Below are 22329 nucleotides of genomic sequence, written 5' to 3'. Positions count from 1 at the left end.
GGGCCGGGCTACTTTTCGGACCAGAACATGAAGACCGATCTGATGCGCTGGATGCGACTTGGCCTGCTGGCCTTGCTCACCATGGCCGCTGTCCCCGTGCTTGCGCAGGATGAAGAAGAAGACGCCACAGAGGAAGAGGATGAGGAGAAGGACACGCGCCCAGTGAAGGAACGCCTGTTCTTCGGCGGGGGTTTGAACCTCCAGTTCGGCACCACCACCAACATCGGCATCGACCCGGTGGTCGGCTACAAGATCGACCGCAATAACAAGTGGAGCGTGGGCGTCGGTGGCAGCTATAACTACACCCGCTGGAACGCATACGGTGCGAACAGCGGTTTCAGCACCTACGGCTACCGCACGTTCACACGCTACCGGCTGCTGCCGCAGTTGTTCGCCCATGCCGAGTTCAACCACATGAACATGGTCGGCTACATCGATCGGGCGACGGCGAGGCTCGGGCGGACATGGGTCCCGTTCCTCTTGGTCGGTGGCGGCTATTCGGCGAGCCTTGGTGGCCGCACGTACATGACCTTCACCGTGCTGTGGGACGTTCTGCAGGATCCGCGAAGTCCTTACTTGCGGGGAACACCCTTCGTTGGTGGCGGTTTCGCCGTGGGCTTCTGAAGTGATGACCACAGACCAGCAGATGGTTCGCACTCCTCGTCCCGGCCGGTGGCGTCGTCGCTTGCTGCGCATTGTCGTGTTCAGCGCGTTGCTGATGGGCGTGCTGCTCACCTGGTTCTACTTCACGGTGCGGGTACCTGAGCCAGTGACTTCCGCCGATGTACTTCAACTCCCGGAGCGCAGCATGGACGCCGAAGGCCGCTGGCGATCGGGCCACAACTGGTTGGGGCGCAACGATCATGGGCTTTACGAGGTGTATGTTGAAGGTGACGACCTGCAACGGGGGCTCACTTACGGTGTGCTCGCCCAAGAACTGGTGGTGAAGCAGGAGGAGATCTTCGTGGACCGCTTACGCGCGTTGGTGCCCAACGAGGGATGGCTGAAGTCGCTGAAGTACATCACGGCATGGTTCAACCGCGACCTGCCGGAACATGTGCCTGACGAGTTCGAGCGCGAGATCTTCGGTGTGAGCCGCTCGTTCAGCGATGCCTACGATTTCGTGGGCCCGAAATACCATCGGGCGCTGAACTACCACGCGGCGCACGACATCGGTCATGCCCTGCAGGACCTTGCCTTGGTGGGGTGCACCAGTTTCGCTGCTTGGGACAGCGCCACTATTGACGGCGAGTTGCTCATCGGGCGGAACTTCGACTTCTACATGGGCGAGGAGTTCGCCAAGGACAAGCTCATCACCTTTATCCGGCCCCGTCACGGGATCCCGTTCATGACGGTATCGTGGGGCGGCTTCATGGGCGCTGCGAGCGGCATGAACACCGAGGGTCTCACCGTTACCATCAACGCCGCGAAGAGCGCAACGCCGTGGGGCGCAAAAACGCCGATCAGTTTGCTGGCGCGAGAGATCCTTCAGTACGCTTCGAACATTGACTCCGCTGTGGCCATAGCCGGACGGCGCGACGTTTTTGTGAGCGAGTCCATCCTGGTGGGTAGCGCTCGCGACGGCCGCGCGATCATTATCGAAAAGGCCCCCGACGGCATGGACGTGACCACGACCGAAGGCGACCGCCTGGTTTGTGCCAACCATTACCAGAGCCCGCACTTCAAGGACAGCGACGCGAACACCTCGAACCTTCTGCGAAGCGACAGCAAGACGCGCTGGGACCGCATGAACACGTTGCTGGATGCCGAAGACAGCTTGGATGCCGAAGCCGCCGTGCGGATCCTCCGCGACCGGAAAGGCCCGAACAACGAAGACATCGGGATGGGCAATCCGATGAGCATCAACCAGCTCATCGCGCACCACGGTATCGTGTTCCAGCCCATGAAGCGCCGCGTGTGGGTGAGCGCCTACCCTTACCAGGAAGGTGCGTTCGTGTGCTATGACCTCACGGCCGTGTTCAGCCGTTGCGCCACGAATACCGTTGCTGGACCCGTGCACAATGAAGCGCTGACCATTGCTGCGGACGGCTTCCTGGCTTCACCCGAGGGCCAGGGCCACACTTTTTTTGCCAAGATGCATGGTGAACTGCACGACCATGTTCTGGCCGGAAAGGCTTACTCCCTGAGCGCTGCTGACGAACAGCGTTTCATCGCGAGCAACCCGAAGAGTTACCTCACCTACGCCGATCTTGGCGACCTGTACCGGAGCATGGGCGAACACAAGAAGGCAGCGGCGTATTACGCGCAGGCATTGGAGCATACCGTGGCAAGCCTGGCCGAGCGCGAACGCATCACGAACGCGATGAACGAATGCAACGCAGTGAAGTGACAACGCCTGCGGCCCGGCTCACCGCCCAAGAATGGGCCACCGCACAAGCGGATCGTTTGCGTGCGCACATCGCCGATCTGCAACGTCGTTCACCGTGGTACCGCGAGCTTTTGGCCGCGAACCATATGAGCTCCGATGACCTGCGCTCTTTGGACGACCTGAAGGCATTCCCATTCACCGTTCGGGAGCAGCTTGAAGCCCACAACGCCAAGTTCCTCGCGGTGGATCGAAGCGCCATCCGCGACCATGCCACCACCAGCGGCACCACCGGCCAGCCGGTTCCTCTTCCGCAGACCGAGCAAGACCTTCAGCGACTTGCGATCAACGAAGCCAATAGCCTGCGCATGGCCGGGGTCACAGCATCAGACACGTTGCAGTTGATGACCACCATCGACAAGCGCTTCATGGCCGGGCTTGCCTACCAGATGGGCGTACGCAGCATAGGTGCGGCCATGGTGCGCATGGGCCCTGGTGATGCTGCCGCGCAATGGGATGCCATCCAACGTTTCAAGCCCACCGTGCTCATTGCCGTGCCTTCGTTCTTGCTGCGGATGATCGGCTTCGCGCGGGAGCAAGGCATCGATCCGCGAACGAGCAGTGTACGCCGTGTAGTGTGCATCGGTGAACCGATCACCACGGCTGATCTGGCCCCGAACGCTTTGGCAACGCGCATCAACGAAGGTTGGCCCGTGGACCTGGTGAGCACTTATGCCAGCACGGAGATGTGCACGGCCAGCACCGAGCGATCCCCCGCCTCGGGTGCCGTGGTGCAGCACGACCTCATCCATGTTGAAGTGATCGGCGACGACAACCAACCCGTTCCTGCGGGCACACCCGGCGAAGTGGTAGTGACGCCCTTCGGAGTTGAAGGCATGCCATTGCTCCGCTTCCGCACCGGGGATATCTGCGCTTGGCATGAAGGTGCCGGCCCGAACGGATACGAGCGCCGGCTGGGGCCTGTCCTCGGCCGCAAGCAGCAACGCCTGAAGATCAAGGGCACCACCGTTTTCCCTGCCCAAGTGCTGGATGCCTTGGCGGCTTGCCGACAAGTCGGGAGCTATGTGGCCATTGCCGAGAGCGATGAACTGGGCAACGACCGGTTGGTGGTGATGCTGGATGCTTCGGCTGAGGCTGAACCTGCGGTTTTGGACGTCCTCCGGGCGAAACTCCGTGTAGCACCAACGATCGTCAGGACCGATGCGGGGCGTATCGATACTTTGGCCCTGCCGCCCGGCGCCCGGAAGCCTCAGCGTTTCATCGACCGGCGGAAGAGCAACACTTGAGCGCTGCAGGCGCAGCAAATACCCACCATGGAGGAATTCGACGTGATCGTGATCGGTGCAGGCCCATCGGGCAGTGTCACCAGTGCGTATCTGAACAAACAAGGATTGAAAGTGCTGGTGCTGGAGCGGGCGGAGTTCCCCCGGTTCGTGATCGGCGAAAGCCTATTGCCCTTGAGCATGGGCCATTGGGACGAAGCCGGCCTGCTGTCAGAGTTGATGAAGCAGGACTATGCCATCAAGCGCGGCGCCCGCTTCATCAGGGATGGGGTCGTCCTGGACCTTGCGTTCTCCGAGAACTTCACCGATGGCTGGACGTGGACCTGGCAGGTCCCACGAGCACACTTCGACAAGGTGATGGCTGACACGGCCATTGCAGCCGGGGTTGATATCCGCTTCGGGCATGAAGTGACCAAGGTGGACCTGGAAGCCGATGACCATGCGCTGGTGCACGCGCGCAAAGGCGACAAGTCGTTCGTGGCGAAGGCACCGTTCATCATCGACAGTAGTGGCTACGGCGGCACGCTAGTGAGCCTGCTCGGACTGAAGGACGATCCATCGGGCGATGGCCGCATGGCCATGTTCGTGCACGTGCCCGAAACGGAAGAGCACCGCAACGGCTACAAGGAGCCGATGCAGATCAGCTTCGAGATCGTGGAAACCGACCTTTGGTTCTGGAGCATCCCGTTCAGCAACGGCACCACGTCACTTGGTTTTGTCGGCCACAAGCGCCACTTCAGCGCCATTGAGGAGAGCGCGAACACCAGCGAGGCCTTCCGCAAAATGCTGCACCGCCAAAAAGCGTTCGGGACGCGCTACGAGAACCCGGGGTTCCTGTGGGAGCCCAAGGTGATCCGCGACTATGCTCATTACAACGAGAAGCTCCACGGCAAACACTATGTCCTCACCGGCAACTGCGCGGGCTTCCTCGATCCCGTGTTCAGCAGTGGGGTGGCCTTCGCCACCAACAGCGGGCTCATGGCCGCCAAGCTCTTCTTGAAGCAACGCTCAGGGCAAAAGGTGGACTGGGAGAAGGACTATGCGGACGAAGTACGGTACGGCGCTGCGGTCTTCCGCACATACATCGATGCATGGTACAACGGCGATCTGCACACGATCTTCTTCGCACCGGAACTGACCCAGAGCATCAAGGAAAAGATCGTGAGCGTGTTGGCGGGCTACGTTTGGGACCGCAACAACCCCTTCGTGAGCAAGCACGACCGTATTGTGAAGACCCTGGCGCAGGTGGTACGCATGGAGGCTGAAGGAAAAACAAGTGGTTCGAAACTGGACGCCATTGCAGCCGCCTTCGGCGGCACCAATGGCAACGGGCACCACAGCATGGCAGCAGAACCGGAACACGCATGACGATCAAAACCTTGAGCCGCCCCGCACGCACCAACACGGGTCCGACCGCCGCCGAAGCACGCAGCGCTGCGCAGCGCATCGCCTTCGGCCCCATCGTTTTCCAGGCATGCTGGATCATGCGCAAGACCGGCCTTCTCCAGGCATTGGACAAGTCAGGCGATGACGGCTTGGACTTCGGCGCCATGATGGAAACGAGCGGGCTCAGCCATTACGCGGTCACCGTGCTCGTTGACATGGGCCTCACCAGCGAGGTGCTCTGGCGCAAAGGCGAACGCTACGGCGTTACCAAGACGGGCTACATGCTCGCCAGCGACGAGATGACGATCGCCAACATGGATTTCGTGGGTGACGTCTGCTACGAAGGCACCATGCACCTGGAGGAAGCACTGCGCACCGGAAGACCCAGCGGCCTGAAAGTGTTCGGTGAATGGCCGACCGTGTACCAGGCGCTCAAGAGCCTGCCGGAGCAGGTGCGCAGGAGCTGGTTCGCGTTCGACCACTATTACAGCGACCGGTCCTTCCCCGAGGCATTGCCGATCGTCTTTGAGCACCGGCCAAAGACCCTGATGGACGTAGGTGGCAACACGGGCAAGTGGGCGCTCGCCTGCCTTCGCCACGATGCCGATGTGCAACTGGTGGTGGTGGACCTACCGGGGCAACTGCGCGAAGTGGAACGCAACATCACAGCGGCCGGCCATGCGGATCGTCTGCGCACTGTCCCCAGCGACATGCTCGACCCGAACAGCACGTTGCCCGATGGTGCCGATGTGATCTGGATGAGCCAGTTCCTGGATTGCTTCAGTGAGGAAGAGGTGGTCAGCATCCTGCGCAAGGCCAGGGCAGCCATGACCAAGGACACCGTGCTATGGATCATGGAGACCTTCATCGATCGGCAGGAACACGAGGCCGCAGCGTTCTCGCTCGCCGCCACATCGCTCTACTTCACGGCCATTGCCAACGGCAACAGCCGCATGTACCGTGCTGAAACCTTCAAGCCGCTGGTGGAACGTGCCGGGCTGCGCGTGGTGGAAGAACGCGACAACGTGGGGCTCGGGCACTCCCTGTGGAAGTGCATGGTCTGAGGAGCTAGAGGGCGGGGCTGTCCGGAGGGGCAGCCGTTACTTGCAGCCCTTCCAGGTACAGGATCGGTTGTCCATTGCCGAGCACATAGCGCGCAGCGCGTGCAGCAACGATGCGGTCCCGGCCTCCGGCACCATCGTCGTAGATGTAAAGGCTATCGCACGCGAATTCGAGCGAATCGCCGAACAACCGCAAGAACGGCGCTATGCTCTCACGCTTCAGATAGGCCGAGTCCTGTTCGTTGACGCGCACCGGTAGCGCTACCTCCAGGAACCCGGTATCCGAGAACCCGTTACTGTCCAACAGCATCAACTTCTGGCCCCAGCTCTGCTTCTCGCCGAAGTTCGCGAACACCACCAGCGGCCACGACTTGTCCGGCGCCCTGAAGAAAGTCGGGAACATCGTCCAGCTGTCATACGCGGGGGAAGAACGTGCCAAGACTTCCGAGCTGCTGTCCGGCCGAGCACGGTAGCGGTATAGCGCCAATCCTTCAAAGGTCTCTTCAGCATTGGCCGCGACCATCAGATGCGTGCCGTCCAGCAGGTCGAAGGTGATCTGCACCGCCAGCGTGTCGTGCTTTATGTTGTCCGCTACCTGGGGGAAGTGCACCCGCTCAAGTGCGCTGGGGCCATGCCAATGGGAGGTGTCGCGCTGGGGCTCAACCACAGTGGCCGTGCCTTCCGTGTTGTTTCCGCCGCATGCGCTCACCAAGAGCACTAGGGCACCGGCAAACCAACTGGCGTCGCGCATCACTTCAGCTCGCTCACATCGCCGCTGCCGGTGATGCTGCTCTTCACCTCCTTCGGCTTGCCTTTGTACTTCACATCGCCGCTGCCGGTCACCTTGGCGTTGAGGCTTTCGAGCACGGCCACGGTAACATCGCCACTACCAGTGACGGTGGCCATGGCGCGTTGGCTCTTCATCTCCACGGCTTTCACATCGCCGCTACCCTGCACGGTGGCCACCAGCTCCTGGCATTCGCCGCCCAACTTGATGTCGCCGCTGCCCTGCACCGTTGCTTCAAGGCTCTTGCAGTTGAAGGTCATGGTCACATCGCCACTGCCTTGCACGTCGATGTCCACCTTATCGGCACCGAACTGGTTCTTGCCCTTTACATCGCCGCTGCCCATCACGGCCACGCGGTCGATGCTCGGCACATTGATGCGCACCACGAACGGCTTGTCGGTGCTGTAGCACTTGCTCGTTCCGATCTTCCAGATGCCGTTCTCAACGGTGGTCTCCACGAGGTCCACCAGGTTGGGCTGACCTTCCACCTGAACGCTCTGCGTGGCAGCTTGCGTCAGCTCCACCGACAAGGAGCCCATGACGTGCACCCCATGGAACGCACCAACGGACAGGTCTTTCTTCACCGCGTCCCCTGCGCCTTTCACGCAATCGGACGAGTTATAGGAATGAACGCCGTAGCCAGCGGCGGCAATGGCGAGCAGTGCGAACCCTTTCATGGTCAGTAGTGGTTTACCGGTTGAGGAAAACGGTGCCTTCGAAGCTCATGCCCTTGACGTCGATGACGTAGAAGTATGTACCTGTGGTGCACTCAATGCCACCGAAGTTGCGGCCGTCCCACACGATGTTGGCACCAAGGCTCTCGAACTCTTTCTGGCCCCAGCGGTTGTACACCAGCATCTTGGTGCAAGGCCCTAGCTCAGCGTCGGTGTTCAGCGTAAAGACATCGTTCATGCCATCGCCGTTCGGGGTGAACACGTTGGGCACGCTCAGCTGAACGTTGTCCTCGTAGTTGCCAGGGTTGTAGTTCTGGGTCACTTCATCCGTGCAACCGAACGCATCGGTGATGGTCAAGGTCACGTCGATGCTCTGACCATAGGTGAGCACGTATTGCGGGTTCTGTTCGGTGCTCGTGGCTCCACCGCCGAAATCCCAGAACCAGCTCTCGGGAGCGGTGCTCAGATCGGTGAAGAAGGCGCGCAATCCATCGCAGCCTGGTTCAAAGCGCACATTGAAGGCCGCCTCAGCAACGCCTTGGATTAGCACCGTCACTTGATCACTGCTGGTGCAGGTGTCGTTGGTGACCACCACGGTGTAAGTGGTTGTCGCAGTGGGCGTGGCCAGCGGGTTACCGTCCGTTGGGTTGTTCAACGTGGCACTGGGCGACCAAGCGTAGGAGCTCCCCGCAATGCTCGTGGGCGCACCACCGATCACCACCTGCTGCCCCAAGCAGATCGACTGGTCGGGCCCTGCATCCACAGGCGGGTCGCTGTTCACGGTGAGCGTCATGGCATCGCTGGCCGTGCAGCCCGTGCCGCTGGTTACCGTGAGCGTATAGACCGTGCTGGTCGGCGGGTCGGCCACGGGGTTGGCCACGTTGGCATCGTTCAGGTCGGTGGAAGGCGCCCAAGAGAAGGTACCAGTGCCACTGCCTTGCAACTGCTCACCGAAGCCAGGGCACACCCACAGGTCCGGTCCGGCATCCACGGTGGGCAACGGATCGATGCTCACGTTGATGTCATCCGATGCCACACAGCCGTTCCCGTCCGTTAGCGTTACCGTGTAAGTGGTGTTCGCGGAAGGCGACGCGACCGGGTTGGCGATGTTCGGATCGTTGAGTCCGGCGGTCGGCGTCCATGCGAAGTCGCCGGAACCTTGTGCATTCAGCTGCACCGAGGTGCTTGTACAGAACGACGTGTCATTGCCTGCGAAGACGCTCGGCAATGCATACACGACCACCGTCATCGTATCCGTCTGAACGCAGGTGTTGCCATCGGTCACTTGCACCACGTAGGTCGTTGTGTCCGTGGGCGAAGCATCCGGATTGGCGTTGGTGGTGCTGCTGAGGCCAGCGCTCGGCGACCACACATAGGTGCTACCACCGGGGCCGGTGGGGTTCCCGCCGATGTTCACGGAACTTCCGGTGCACACCGCCTCATCGGGTCCAGCGTCCGCCACAGGCAGGGGGTTCACCGTAACGACAACGGAATCCGTTGCAACGCACCCCAACCCGTCCGTAACGCTAACGGTGTAGGTGGTGGTGGAAGTCGGGAAGGCGAGCGGGCCGGAAATGGCCGCATCGCTCAGGTCGGTTACGGGTGACCAGCTGTAATCCGTTCCTCCGCTGGCATTCAACTGCACGGTATCACCGATGCACAGCGCAAGGTTGTTGCCTGCATCAGCTGGAGGCACTTGCACGTTCACTTCCAACGTGGTGCTGGCTTCGCACGCGGTGCCCCCTGCCACGGTGTACGTGTATGTACCATCATCATCCACCGAAGGGTCTAACGTGCTGCCGTGCGGTTGATTGTTCGGGCCGGTCCACGAACCGTTCTGGTCCGGATTGCCGCCCAAAGAGTCGATCAAATTGAACGGCACACCACTTCCGCATGCGGTTACCGCGTTGCTCTGGCCCGGGTTGAGGGCAAGCACTTCCGATACTGTGAAGAACACAGTGTCGTTCGGGCACGGCGCACTGCCGAGGAGGATGTACGAGTACGTGCCCTGCTCGCTGGTGCCGGGGATATAGGTGCCATCGTTCGGCAGGTTGAAGGGCCCCGTCCATACACCATTGGTATCCACCCCGATGCTCAACGGGAAGTCAAAGGGCGCATCGCTGCTGCAAACCGTCAAACTGTCGCCGAAGCCTGCATCCGGCAGTTGGTTCACGGCCACCTCAACCGTCGCAGTATCCGCAGGGCATGCTGAGTTGGCAACCTGAACGACATAGTACCACGTGCCTGGCTGGTCGCCCAATGATGGGTCGAAGTCCGCATTGTCGTTCGCAAAAGCAGGGCTGAGCCAAGATCCTGTCGTATCATAAGGACCTACGAGGTGGTCGAACAGCCATGCGCTCGTGTTGCTGCAGATGGTCACACTGCCATCGCCGCCGGCACTGATGGGCGCGGTAACGGTCACAAGCACACTGTCGGTTGCAGAACAACCATTGCCGTCCGTCACCACCACGGTGTAAAGCGTCGTGGTGTCCGGGAAAGCCAATGGGTTGCTGATGTTCGGATCGCTCAGAGATGTTGAAGGCGACCAAACCGCAGTACCTCCCGTGACGTTCAGCTGCACCGTGTCACCCAGGCAGGTGCTTTGGTCCTGACCAGCGTTCGCCTGCGCCGCTGGGAAAACGACCACTGTAACGCTGTCGGTGTTACTGCAACCATTGGCCGCGGTGCGTTCCAGCACATAAACCGTGGTTGACGGAGGTGAGGCCAACGGATCGAGGTCGTTGGGATCGCTCAACCCGATGATGGGCGACCAGGTCGCACCAGGGCCTGCCGTTCCGTTCAACTGGGCACTGTCACCGGGGCAAATGCTCTGATCGGGGCCCGCATCAACGTTGGGCAGGTTCAGCACAGTTATCTCGATGTTGTCCTGCGCAACACATCCGTTCAGATCGGTAACCGTCACAGTGTAGGTGGTGGTCTGCGTTGGTGTGGCGGTCGGGTTGGCCAAGGTGTCGCTATCGAGCGTACCGGCCTGGTTCCAATCGAAAGTGCTTCCGACCGGGCCCGTCGGTGCACCGCCGAGCACGATCGACGTGTTCAGGCAGATGCTGCTGTCAGCGCCGGCATCAACGATGGGCAGCTCATTCACAAGCACCTGCACGGAGTCCGTGGTCACGCATCCGATGCTGTCCGTTACCTGCACTGCGTAAACAGTGGTGGAAGTCGGGAAGGCCAGCGGATCCGCGATCGCATCATTGCTCAGCGTAGCACCCGGCGACCACAGGTAGCCCGAACCACCACTGGCTTGCAGCTGCGCCGTATCACCCGAGCAGATCACGGCATCAGGTCCGGCGCTCACCGCCACATTGCTGATGTTCACCACCACCGTGTCGGTGGCCACACAACCCGCATTCGCAACGGTAACGACATAAGTGGTGGTAGTGGTCGGCGATGCGAAGGGGTTGGCCGCGCTACCACTGCTCAACGAACCGGAGTTGCTCCAATTGAAGGTGCTGCCGGGCGGACCGGTTGGGGCGCCGCCGATGGCAACGCTATCGCCCTGGCAGATCAGCTGATCAGGACCCGCATCCGCAGCGGGTAATGCATTGATCGTTACAGGCAGGTTGATCGGTGCTGAGGAACAACCCAGCGAATCGGTCGCGAACACGCTCACGGAGCCGGCACCCGCTCCACCCCAGTTGACCGTGATGCTGTTACCGTTCTGGGTTGCTAGTGAACCACCCGTAACGGTCCATGTATAGGTCGCGTTGGCGATATTGGTGGTGGAGTATGCAACTCCCGAGCTGTTCCCGCAAACCGCTGCAGGGCCGGTGATCGTAGCGGGTCCTGCGAACGGGACCACGGTCACTTGGAAGACCACATCGATGTTCTTCGGTGGGCAGCCGTTGTCACTAACGCTCACGCTGAAGAGGTACGGCTGGTCCTGACCTTGGTCGCATTCCGTGTCCCAGCAGAACGTGGCGCTGATGGCGGCCAGCGCACTGTCAGGCGCGCCGATGGTCGCCGCCGGGCTGAACAGCAACGGATCGAAAATGGCGCCGGCCGCAGTGAGGTAGAGCGAATCGCCATCGGCGTCAACGAAGTCCATATCGAAGCACAGTTGGTCACCAGCGGCAACGGAATAGCTCAGGTTCAACTGGCCGTTCACGTTGGGCGTGGCGTTCGGCGGGCACACAATGGCTTGCAGCTGAAGGTCCCTTCGTGTACGACCGATCAACAAGCCATTGCGGTACTCCTTCACCTCAACGGACACCACATGGTTTCCCTGCAGCACCGGCATGTACTGCGTTAGTCCGGTCGCACCGTTGATGAAGGAATAGCCACCCGCGCCGAACGGCTGCGCCAAGCTGAAGCCTGGTGCAAAAGCAACGGTGGGAACCGGGTTGGGCAGCGGTGAAGGCGGCGGGATCAATCCACCGGCCTGGTCAACGCTTGCATAAGGCACTTCAAAGGAGAAGATGAGCTGGTCTCCGTCCGGGTCGCTGGCACTGTTGACGAAGGTGCTCGTGTCGTTGATGCAGAGGAACGGTGTGGGAATACCGATCCAGACCGGGCTGCTGTTCTGCACCAATGGCGGTGGTACGAAAGCGTAGTAGCCGATCCCGGTGCCGCCCGGGTTGTTAAGGTTGAGGATGTCGTTGTTGCGGCAGCAGAGCTGAAAATAGAGATGGTACCCCGCGAAGTTCAAGGGCAGATCGATCGTGCCGAGGAAGTTGCCTTGCACCGTGCAGAGCCCCTGCCCCACCGTGCAGCCGTCCGGCAGGTCAGGAATGATCTGCAAGCTGTCTTGGAAGGTCAGGTTCACTACTTGGTACAGCGCCTTGTCCGCGTTGGGGTTATTGATGTCCTGGATGTAGGCACCGACCTCCAACGGCGTGTTGTAGTTCTGCCCCAGGAGTTCATAGAGCGTCTCCCAGTTGCTGTCCGGGCCGCAGTTCATGAAGAACTGCATGTACACGTTGTACCGGTACATGCCGCTGCCCGGCGCCGTCTCACCCACGTAGGTGTATCCAAGGTTGCCGCCTATCAAGTGCGAGGCTTGCACGTTGAGGCCGACCAACAAGGTGGCGGCGGCCAATGCGCGGGGGAAGAGTCGCTTCATGCGTTCTGCACGGATCAGATGGTTCAGGTTCATCGCACCACGAACGTTTTGGTGCTGCGGCCGCTGTTGTCGCTCAGGGCAAGGGCATACAGACCGGCCGGCCACGCGCTTACGTCGATGATGGTCCGTTCCGTGGCACTGGCAATGGCGCGCTGCTCAAGCACTGCCCCAAGCGCATTCATTATGGTCAGCGTGGCATCCGATCGCTGTGCAAAGAAGACGTTCAGCACGTCGTCGGCCGGAACAGGTGACAAGTGGAACGACGGAGCGCTGTTCTCAACAATGCCGTCCGGGCTGCAGGTCCATGTTGCAACGAACCCGTCGTCCACCACCATGCCCGGGCTGGCGTTCTGCCATAAGGTCAAGGCACCGTTCGTGCTGGTGAACACGCCGTTGTTGTCCAACGCCCCGAGCCCCTGCCCAGTGTATGCACCGATCAGCGGGCTTTGGTCGTCGGGGCCGTCATAGATCACCAGTTCGTCGTTGGGCTCGAAGGCGAACGACAGGAACGTCAGGGTCACTTGGGCGGGGATGGTCGGCGCGATGGTGAACAACCCACTGCTTCCCGGTGTGTAGTCATTGTCAGGTCCACCATCGTCGGCCACGATGCCCGTGCAATCCGTGTCGGTGATGTCCTGGGCGTCGTCCACCAAATTGGTATCGCACGCCGCAGGTTCAGGCACCGTGATCAAGCCGTTCTGCACTTCCGTGTCGCTGCCGTTGTTGTTGGTTACGGTGAGGCTCACCGTATAGGTACCTGGGGCGGCGTAAGTATGCGTAGGGTTCTGGACCGAGCTGCCGTTGCCATCACCGAAATCCCAACTCCAACTTTGAGGCAGGTTCGTGCTCAGGTCAGTGAAATCCACGACCCCATCGCAAGTTGTGGTGGGATCTGCGCTGAACACTGCTGAAGGCGGATTCGTGTTCTGCGTGATGATCACGCTGAAATCCTCAACCTGCCCGAAGAGCGGTGCATCGCAAGGGCCGGTCAGTTCTCCCACGACTTCCGTGGCCACCCGTATGCGCACGGGAACACCGAAGGCCGAGCTTGACGGTATGTACACCGTGCCGCTCGGGCTCGTGGTACCCAATGCACTGAAGAGCAGTTCGCCGACGGTGAAGTCACCATCACCGTTCAGGTCGACCCACACATAGGTATCGCAGTTGTTCTGGGTGCCCGTTGCAATGCTGATGGGATAGCTGTTGCCTTCCGTCACCGCGGCCTGGTTGCCGCATGTGCGGTCCTGGTAGCCCTCACTTCCATCAGGGCTGGTGCTGTTGATACCCGCGAATTGAACACCAAGGATGCCATAGCCGCAGCACCAGCTCTGGGTTTGCGGGGTGCAGAGCGGCGGTGCGGTCTGACCGTTCAGATCAACGACCACAACGTTCACCTGTGTTTCCGTGTCGCTACCGTTCGGGTTGATGGCCGTGAGGCTCACCGTGTAGGTGCCGCTGGCTGCGTAAGTGTGCAACGGGTTCTGATCGTTGCTGCCGTTCCCGTCACCGAAGTCCCATGTCCAACCGGTTGGAACGTTGAGCGATAGATCCGTGAACTGCACGATGCCGTCGCATGTAGTGGTCGGTGCCGCGCTGAATTCTGCATCAGGCGGCAGCGGGTTCTCGATCACCACGATGCCGTAATCCTCGGCTTGCCCGAACTGCGGATCGGTGCATGGTTGCGGGAAAGGACTGAAATCATAGTCCGCCATGATGCGCATGCGCAACGGCGTGTTCAGCGCCGCGGTTGCCGGCACGTTGATCGAAGCGTTGATGCCGGTGACGGCGATCGCCGAGGCCACCTGCTCCGTGGCATCGAAGGTGGCGCTGTTGTCCCAATCGATCCAAACGCGAACGTTGTGCGTGGTAAGGGTCCCGCATGCAACAGCCAGGTCGAAACTGGTGCCCACAAGCACCGTGTCCATCATGCAGGCCCTGTCCGCGTATCCTTCAGTCAGAGCGTCGGCGCTCGTAACGCTCACATCGCCATAGGCCACACTGGTGATACCGAACCCTGCCACAGTGCCGGGACTGGAAACAACGCATCCCGGCGCGGGCTGCGGGCCGTTGATGTTCACGGTCACCGTACCGAAGGCGGTGTCCGTGCCCAGGATGTTGCTGGCGATGAGCTGCACGATGTACACGCCATCGCTCAAGTACGTGTGCTCGGGATCCTGGACAGTGTCCGTTGAACCATCGCCGAAATCCCATTGCCAGTCATCCGGCACACCCGACGTTTCATCCGAGAAATCAACGACGCCATTGCAGGAGATGGTCGGGGAAACCAAGAACTGCGCCACCGGCACGGCCAACGGCGGTTCGAACCCGAAGCGCATGTTCGGACGATCCGTGGAAAGCAACAGTTGGCCCGTATTGCTCGTGCACACGTTGCCGTTCGGCGTTGCTCTGTAGGTCACGCTGTTGAACGTCGTCGGCGTGTAGTACATGCTGGCGTTGGCCGTTGCGTTGCCGTTGAAGAAGCACGTTTGCACCACGAGGTTACTGGTGCCGTCCCACGTGAACGGAGCATCGAACACGTGCGTGTTCCAACCGAAGACGTCCGTGTAGCTGACGGGGCCCATTACCGGAGCCGTGCCCGTGATCCACGGTATCTGCGCTTCCGCCTCCGTGGTGGTGCCAAGGCTGAGCGTGAATCCTTGGAGCGGGGTTCCCTGCGGTGTTGCCACGTTGAAGGCGATGCTCACAATGTCACCGGCTCCCATCCCCAACCCGTTCAGCTCGCTTGCCAGGACAACCATTTGATGGCGGCTACCGGGCCAATCGTTCCCATAAGGTGCGGGGTAGTCGTTGTTCGCGTTCGTTTGCGTTCCGGTGCCCAGGTCGTAGAACTGCTGGGCGACCAAGCCGCTGCCTGCAAGGCTTGCAACCGTAAGGCAAAGTGGCTTGAAGAACCGGGTCGCCGGGAGGAAAAACCGTGTCATGGATCCTGCTAGGGCGATGGGCCCGTAGACCGCGAAATATAGACGGGCACTTTCATCCATCACGGTCTTCACTGCAACTGTTCTTGGTGGCCCGGAAAATGCCGGGGTCCACGACCGGATGCCGCACTCCGTCCCACCACGATCTTCATCCAACGCCATGTTCCGGGGTTCGGCAGGATCACCGCACACGATGCGCGATCTGTCCATAACTGCCGGTCGGAAAAGGAAGAGCCCCGACAAGTCGAGGCTCAACCACCGAGGTCTTCCAGCGCAACAAGGGAAAGCGTTCCGAAGACGGAACGAATGTAGTCCCGGAACCGGGCGATGCCTAGCCCGCTGCAGCGTAATCGGCGAGGTAGGCGTATCGCTCCGTGAGCGCCCCGTTCTTGACGATGGTCGCGCGGTCGATCATGCCCGTAGGGTCGTTCCCGAGGAAGCACGGAAGGACATTGTCCACCAAGTCCCGACCGAAGGCTTCGCTGGCATCGCGCGGGAGTTCGCACGGCAGGTTGTCCACGGCCATAACGGTTATGGAGCCTGGCTTGCCAACAGGGCATTCGGTCGCTGTGGCCCGATCGTATCCCATCATCGGCTGGGCAATTGTGGTGCTGCGCAACGTACTGTCGATCGGACCGCCCACATCGCAACTGATGTCGGCGATCACGCGCAACGAAATGCGCTCATCACGCAGAGCGTCCGCGCTGAGCAACTTCGGGCCGCGCGGATCCCAGAAGTGGCAGGCCATGTAGATGTGGGCCCGGTGCGCGAACCGCGTGAACGTGCTGCGATGCCCGCTCGGGTCCCGGTGGAAGGCCTGCTTGTCGAAAGGCTTGCCGTCCAAACGCTCGTAGATCGCTTCGGAGCCCGCCACGCAATACACGGGAACGTTGAACTCAGTGTTCAGGAACTCGTGCGCCGAAACCCGTTTGACGCCGCGCTTGTCCAGCACTTCCATAGCGCCTTTCCCCACCCTACCACCGCCGGTGAGCGCGATCCGCAGGTCCTTGCGCAAGGGCCGATCGGCCAAGTGCTTCTCCATTTCAGCCCGGTCGTAGCATTCGTTGGCCGGTTCCAGGTCAGGGGAACCATGGTGCACTTGCCAGGCGCGGAAGGCATTGTAGGAGCCCACCACACCCGCCCAACGGCCGAACGCCAGCACCCGCTCGCCTTTGGCGTCGGTGAGCAGCTCGTGGTCGATGAGCGTGATGCCGCGGTCCATGATCGCACGCAGCATTTTCTTGTTGTGCGGCTGCTTCTTGATCGTGTGGCTGAAGAACAGGTAGCTCTTCCCGGGAAGCAGCATGTCCAGCGGCACTTCCTTCACTCCGAAGATCAGCTCGCGATCGCCCAGATCTTCCACCATGGCGATACCTTCCAGTTCGTACTCCGCATCCATGAACGCTCGCATGGGGCTGTGCTGGACCACGAGGTCGAGCCCGGGGTTGGTGTCCAGCACTTCGCGGCAGAGCACGGGCGTGAGCGGCACACGGCGGTCAACGGGTTGTTTGCCTTCGCGGATGATGCCGATCTTCTTGTACATGCTGCAGATGAGAGGCGGCGAATGTAGAAGCACCATCCCGCGACGGTCCTACATTTGTGCCACGTTCTTTCCTCATGGGGCCGACATGGTTTCGACAGCGGCTTCGTAATGGTTGTAAGCATGCAGAGCGGTGATGTACGGCTCTTCAAAACGAACATCACGCCATAACAGGCGACAACAGCTACGCTCTCGCTGCCTAATAGCCTCAGGCTATGAAGCTTTATCCACGTGAAGTACAGTAGCGTGGACGAGTACCCCTCGGAACGATCCGTCATCCACGAGCCGGCATAGGGGTATCAGCTTGGAAGACTGGCCAATGCGGTGGTCCGGAGCATTGGTGAGAAACAGGACCTAAGTCCATGCTGGGGTGCCCCTTCCCAGGCGTGGATCTAAAACCAACAAGACGGATAAGCATGTAGAAAGCAGCCCTTGCGGTCGTTTGGACGAGGGTTCGAATCCCTCCGGCTCCACAAGTGAAAGCCCCGGCGTTGCCGGGGCTTTCGTGTTCTCACCCGGCGCGCCTACGAAAGAGCGGCGGACAGATGACACCGCTGATCAGCTCAGAACGTAACGCCGAAACGCAGCGTGAAAGCGTTGCGATGGATGCGCTCGTTCCGCTCCACATAGTTGCCTTGAATGATGTCCCACTCCCGCTCGTACCCAGTTCCCTCCTGATAGCGGAGCCCAACGCTGAGGTTGAGCGACGTCTTCCTGCTGACGAAAAACCGCACTCCGAAGGCGGGGTTGAGGTACAGCCCACCCTCATCCGGTTCGGCATCGTTCACGTTGAGCGCCACGGCCCATCCACCGGCAAGCCCGACGAACGGGGACACGCGCTGGCGCAGGAACGTGCCGCGCAAGTCGAGGAACACCGGCATGAAAGCTGCGCCCGAAAAGTGCTGATTCAGCCCCACGCCTACCCCTGCGTTGAAGTAGGGATTCACCTGGTAGCCGTTGATGACCTGCATGCCGAACGAGGACTTATCGGGGAAATCGTTGTAGCCGATCGCGGTGACCAGTTCAGCTGTTGCACTGTAGCCGCGTTGCTTCATCTCCTCGGGACCGAAACCACCGCGTGCGTGCCGAACGCCCCGCTCCTTCGGAGCATTCGCCCCGACCTTTTCCTCCTTCGTGATCTTCTCCACTTCCTCGATGCGGAACACGAAAAGATTGCCATCGGCGGTCTTGATCTTGATGCTCACGTTGGGCACCTGCTCCACGATCGTACCGTGGATGACGCTGCCGTTCTTGAGGTACACAACATCCTCCAAGGTACTTTGTGCAGATGCCATGAAAGGCAGCGCTACGATGGAGAGCATGGCCAAGAGACGGAGAAAGCTGTTTTTCATGCAATACTGATTTGGGCGAGAACGAAAATAGACGTCCTCTAGTGTCCGGTTCACAAGTAACGCGCCATCCAAGTTGAAGACAACGGGGCTCGGAAGCGGTTGCGTAGATCACCAACGTTGGCGACGAGATCATCGAAAACGATAGTGGATGCGGACAGTTCTCCGGCCCGGATGAGCCGTTCCACCTCCTGCACACGGCATGTTCCAATGGAATCGTCGACCTCGTACAGCACCACCATACGGTCGGTGAGGTTCAAACCGAGCTCATGCTCGAACTGCTGAACAAGCCGCACGCTTTTGTCGATGCTGCACCCACTGGCCATGGCCTGCTGCTCATCCACGGCGATAACAACGAAATGGCCGTGCAGCACATCCACGCAGGCGTCAAGGGCCGCACCGTGCGCGGCCCAGCCAGCGGTGAACGCCGCACCACGCTCCAGGATGGCCCGGCGTTGTTCAGGCGTGAAAGGCCTCGCGCTCTTGTACACCCAAACGCGCGCATGGGAAGGCATCGTGTCGATCGTACGGGGCGTCGTGGCTGGTTCCATTTTGCAAAGGTTGGCACAGAACCGTTCGCCCCGTGACCATCGGCGCAGGGGGACGGATAGTTTGGCGGCCCATCTGCATACACCTATGAAGACCAGCTTCGCCGCGCTTGCCGCCTTGTTTTCGTTCACCACCCAAGCGCAGGAGGGCCCGCTCTGGCTGCGCAACGCCGCCCTCAGTCCCGATGGGCAGACCATCGCCTTCTGCTACCAAGGTGACATCTGGCGCGTGCCGACCGCTGGGGGCGAAGCTGTTGCGCTGACGACCAACGAAGCCTACGACCTCGGACCTGTGTGGAGCCACGATGGCAGCCAGATCGCCTTCACCAGCAACCGCCACGGCAACTACGATGTGTTCGTTATGCCGAGCACAGGCGGTTCGCCTGTGCGGCTCACCTTCCACGGAAACCATGAAACGGCCGCGGACTTCTCCGCCGACAACAGCCAGGTGATCTTCTACGGCACGCGACAGGACGATGTGAAGAACCAGCAGTTCCCCGTGGGCGGTCTGGGTGAACTCTACACGGTGCCAGCGAGAGGCGGTCGCCCGATGCAGTTGAGCACCATCGCCATGCAGAACGCGCGCTACAACCCGGCCGGCACGCTCATCGCTTATCACGACCGCAAAGGCTACGAGGACAACTTCCGCAAGCACCACACCTCTTCGGTCACACGCGACATCTGGACCTTCAATCCCGCGACCAAGGAGTACAAGCAGCTCACGACGTTCTCCGGTGAGGATCGCAATCCCGTCTGGACCAAGGATGGCAACACACTCTACTACCTCACCGAAGAGAAGGGCAGCTACAACGTACACAAGATGCCGGCCGCCGGTGGCGCGAGCACGCAGGTGAGCCGCTTCACCGATCACCCGGTGCGTTACCTCAGCATTAGCGATGGTGGTGTGCTGTGCTTCAGTTACCGAGGCGAGCTGTACACGATGACCGACGGCAGCGAACCGAAGAAGGTCACTATCCGCATCAACACCGATGGCCGCTACCTGCCCGAGCGAACGATCAACGTGAACAACGCGGACGAATACAACGTGAGCCCCAATGGCAAGGAGATCGTCTTCGTGCACCGTGGCGAAGTGTTCGTGAGCTCCGTGGCCGAAGGCACCACACGGCGCATCACCAACACACCGGAGCAGGAGCGCACCGCCAGCTTCAGCCCCGATGGCCGGAGCATCCTCTACTCCACCGAGCGCAACGGCAGCTGGGACCTGTACACCACCAGCCTCACGCGCAAGGAGGAGAAGTACTTCTTCAATGCCACCGTGCTGAAGGAAGAGGCGCTGCTCACCACGCCGGCTGAAGAATTCCAGGCATTCTACTCACCCGACGGCAAGGAAGTCGCCTACCTCGAAGAGCGCACCACGCTGAAGGTGCTGAACATCGCATCGAAGCAGACGCGCACCATCGTGCCCGGCAACAAGAACTACAGCTACAGCGATGGCGACCAGTGGTACGAGTGGAGCCCGGACAGCAAGTGGTTCGTGGTGAACTTCCTGCACGACGAGCAGTGGATCGGGCAGGTGGGCCTGGTGAGCGCAGAAGGTGGCAAGGACATCGTGGACCTGACGAAGAGCGGCTACGGCGGTTACGCACCGCGCTGGGCCATGGATGGCAAAGCGATCGTGTACATGAGCGACCGCGACGGCCAGAAGAACCACGCGAGCTGGGGCGGCGAGAGTGATGCCTACGCCATCTTCCTCACGCAGGAGGCCTACGACAAGTTCAAGATGACGAAGGAAGAAGCCGCGTTGGCGAAAGAAGACGAGGACAAGAAAGAGGATGGCGAAGAGAAGAAGGACGACAAGGAGAAGGACAAGAAGGGCAAGGACGACAAGAAAAAGGAAGAGGAGAAAGACAAAAAGGTCGAACCCATCAAGATCGATCTCGCGGGCATCGAGGACCGCCGCGTGCGCTTGACGCCCAACAGCAGTGCACTGAGCGGCGCGTTGTTGAGCAAAGACGGCGAAAAGCTCTACTACCTGGCCGCCTTCGAGAAGGGCACGGACCTGTGGCAATACGAGATCCGCACGCGCGAAACGAAGATCCTGAACAAGATGGGCGACGGCTGGGCCGGTGGACTGGATTGGGACAAGGACAAGAAGGTGCTCTTCTACATCAGCAACGGCTCGGTGAGCAAGTACGACACGGAGAAGAACGAGAACAAGGGCATCGGCATCAACGGCGAAATGCTGCTGAACGAGACCGCCGAGCGCGCCTACCTCTTCGAGCACATCTGGCGACAGGTGAAGAAGAAATTCTACCGCGTGGACATGCAGGGCGTGGACTGGGACAAGTACAAGGCCGAGTACCAGCGCTACCTGCCTTACATCAACAACAACTTCGATATGGCCGAGCTGTGCAGTGAGATGCTCGGGGAGCTCAATGCCTCGCACACGGGAGCGGGCTTCGGCTACCAACCGCAGAACGGCGACGAGACCGCGTCGCTCGGCTGCTACTATGCCAACGAGGCCGGTCCGGGCCTGCGCATCGTGGAGATCATGCCGAAGAGCCCGTTGATCAAGCAAGGCACCAAGGTGAAAGCCGGCCACGTGATCGAAAAGATCGACGGCGTGGAGATCACCGCCGAAATGGACCCCGCAAAGCTCTTCAACCGCAAAGGCAACAAGCCGATGCTGCTTAGCGTGTTCGATCCGAAGACCAACACGCGCTGGGAGGAAAGCGTGAAGCCCCTGCCCGAAGGCGCCGATTGGGAACTGCTCTACCAGCGTTGGGTGGAGCGCTGCCGACATCTGGTGGACAGCCTGAGCGGCGGCAAGCTCGGCTACGTGCATGTGCAGGGCATGAACGATGAGAGCTTCCGCACGGTGTACGAGGAAGCCCTCGGCCGCTACCACAACAAGGAGGGACTGGTGGTGGACACGCGCTTCAACGGCGGCGGTTGGCTGCACGACGACCTCGCGACCTTCCTCGGCGGGAAGACCTACATGACCTTCCTACCCCGCGGCCAGAAGCTCGGCACCGAACCGCACTTCAAGTACCAGAAGAAGAGCTGCGTGGTGATGAGCGAGAGCAACTACAGCGATGCGCACATGTTCCCTGTAACCTACCGCGCGCTCGGCATTGGCAAGCTGGTGGGCATGCCCGTGCCCGGCACCGGCACCGCCGTGTGGTGGGAGGGCCTGCAGAACGGCATGTGGTTCGGCATCCCCATGGTGGGCATGGTGGACAACAACGGCAACTACCTGGAGAACCAGCAGCTGGAACCGGATGTGAAGCAACCGTTGGAACCCGGCATCGTCAGCCAAGGGCGCGATCAGCAGCTCGAGGCCGCGGTGAAGGTGTTGCTAGGGCAGTGAC

Annotated in this window: 13 protein-coding genes, 1 other RNA gene and 3 pseudogenes; 7 read left to right on the top strand and 10 right to left on the bottom strand. The window is 60.7% G+C overall.

The window, feature by feature from the left end:
* The first annotated feature begins 27 nt into the window (after positions 1-27).
* The 5 genes from IPJ76_14100 to IPJ76_14080 all read left to right on the top strand — a co-directional run bounded on the left by IPJ76_14100 (position 28) and on the right by IPJ76_14080 (position 6080).
* The gene (locus IPJ76_14100; GenBank protein ID QQR85723.1) at positions 28-624 is read left to right on the top strand and encodes a hypothetical protein; all 597 of its coding nucleotides are present in this window, start codon (positions 28-30) and stop codon (positions 622-624) included.
* Positions 625-685: 61 nt separating this feature from the next.
* The gene (locus tag IPJ76_14095) at positions 686-2350 is read left to right on the top strand and encodes a peptidase C45 (protein QQR85722.1); all 1665 of its coding nucleotides are present in this window, start codon (positions 686-688) and stop codon (positions 2348-2350) included.
* Complete coding sequence (locus tag IPJ76_14090; protein ID QQR85721.1) at positions 2332-3633, top strand: AMP-binding protein; 1302 nt, start codon at positions 2332-2334, stop codon at positions 3631-3633. The genes IPJ76_14095 and IPJ76_14090 overlap by 19 nt, the downstream gene beginning before the upstream one ends.
* A gap of 27 nt (positions 3634-3660) precedes the next feature.
* Entirely contained in the window at positions 3661-4998 is a 1338-nt protein-coding gene (locus IPJ76_14085; protein ID QQR85720.1) for a tryptophan 7-halogenase, read from the top strand.
* Positions 4995-6080 carry a methyltransferase domain-containing protein gene (locus IPJ76_14080; protein QQR85719.1) on the top strand — a complete coding sequence of 362 codons (1086 nt, stop codon included), beginning with the start codon at positions 4995-4997 and terminating at the stop codon, positions 6078-6080. Before IPJ76_14085 ends, IPJ76_14080 begins: the two co-directional genes overlap by 4 nt.
* Before the next feature lie 4 nt (positions 6081-6084).
* Here IPJ76_14080 and IPJ76_14075 read toward each other — a convergent pair whose 3' ends face one another.
* The 8 genes and pseudogenes from IPJ76_14075 to IPJ76_14040 all read right to left on the bottom strand — a co-directional run bounded on the left by IPJ76_14075 (position 6085) and on the right by IPJ76_14040 (position 17103).
* The gene (locus IPJ76_14075) at positions 6085-6828 is read right to left on the bottom strand and encodes a hypothetical protein (protein QQR85718.1); all 744 of its coding nucleotides are present in this window, start codon (positions 6826-6828) and stop codon (positions 6085-6087) included.
* Positions 6828-7541, bottom strand: coding sequence for a DUF2807 domain-containing protein (locus tag IPJ76_14070; protein ID QQR85717.1), 714 nt, complete (start codon positions 7539-7541; stop codon positions 6828-6830). The genes IPJ76_14075 and IPJ76_14070 overlap by 1 nt, the downstream gene beginning before the upstream one ends.
* Before the next feature lie 13 nt (positions 7542-7554).
* Positions 7555-12621, bottom strand: a complete 5067-nt coding sequence (locus tag IPJ76_14065; protein ID QQR85716.1) for a gliding motility-associated C-terminal domain-containing protein — start codon at positions 12619-12621, stop codon at positions 7555-7557.
* 29 nt (positions 12622-12650) lie between these two features.
* Positions 12651-12956, bottom strand: coding sequence for a T9SS type A sorting domain-containing protein (locus IPJ76_14060; GenBank protein QQR88472.1), 306 nt, complete (start codon positions 12954-12956; stop codon positions 12651-12653).
* 363 nt (positions 12957-13319) lie between these two features.
* Positions 13320-14006 (bottom strand): annotated as a pseudogene (locus IPJ76_14055) (PKD domain-containing protein).
* An 18-nt stretch (positions 14007-14024) separates the two neighbouring features.
* Positions 14025-14549, bottom strand: a pseudogene (locus tag IPJ76_14050) (PKD domain-containing protein).
* A gap of 171 nt (positions 14550-14720) precedes the next feature.
* Positions 14721-15770: pseudogene (locus IPJ76_14045) on the bottom strand (PKD domain-containing protein).
* 121 nt (positions 15771-15891) lie between these two features.
* Positions 15892-17103, bottom strand: a complete 1212-nt coding sequence (locus IPJ76_14040; protein ID QQR85715.1) for an alanine dehydrogenase — start codon at positions 17101-17103, stop codon at positions 15892-15894.
* 76 nt (positions 17104-17179) lie between these two features.
* On the opposite strand from IPJ76_14040, the gene ssrA reads away from it, so the two are divergent.
* Positions 17180-17576: a transfer-messenger RNA gene (ssrA, locus tag IPJ76_14035) on the top strand.
* A gap of 87 nt (positions 17577-17663) precedes the next feature.
* On the opposite strand, the gene IPJ76_14030 is transcribed toward ssrA, so the two are convergent.
* Positions 17664-18452: a hypothetical protein gene (locus IPJ76_14030; GenBank protein ID QQR85714.1), complete on the bottom strand. Its 789-nt coding sequence runs from the start codon at positions 18450-18452 to the stop codon at positions 17664-17666.
* 50 nt (positions 18453-18502) lie between these two features.
* On the bottom strand, positions 18503-19000 hold the full coding sequence (locus IPJ76_14025; GenBank protein ID QQR85713.1) for an ABC transporter ATPase: 498 nt from the start codon (positions 18998-19000) through the stop codon (positions 18503-18505).
* A gap of 85 nt (positions 19001-19085) precedes the next feature.
* Between IPJ76_14025 and IPJ76_14020 the strand changes: the two genes are divergently transcribed.
* Positions 19086-22328: a PD40 domain-containing protein gene (locus IPJ76_14020; protein ID QQR85712.1), complete on the top strand. Its 3243-nt coding sequence runs from the start codon at positions 19086-19088 to the stop codon at positions 22326-22328.
* Position 22329 lies beyond the last annotated feature (1 nt).

Source organism: Flavobacteriales bacterium, assembly GCA_016699575.1.
In the GTDB taxonomy this organism is placed as follows: Bacteria; Bacteroidota; Bacteroidia; order Flavobacteriales_F; family PHOS-HE28; genus PHOS-HE28.
The sequence above is the reverse complement of the archived record's forward strand: the minus strand, read 5'-3'. Positions and strand labels throughout refer to the sequence as shown.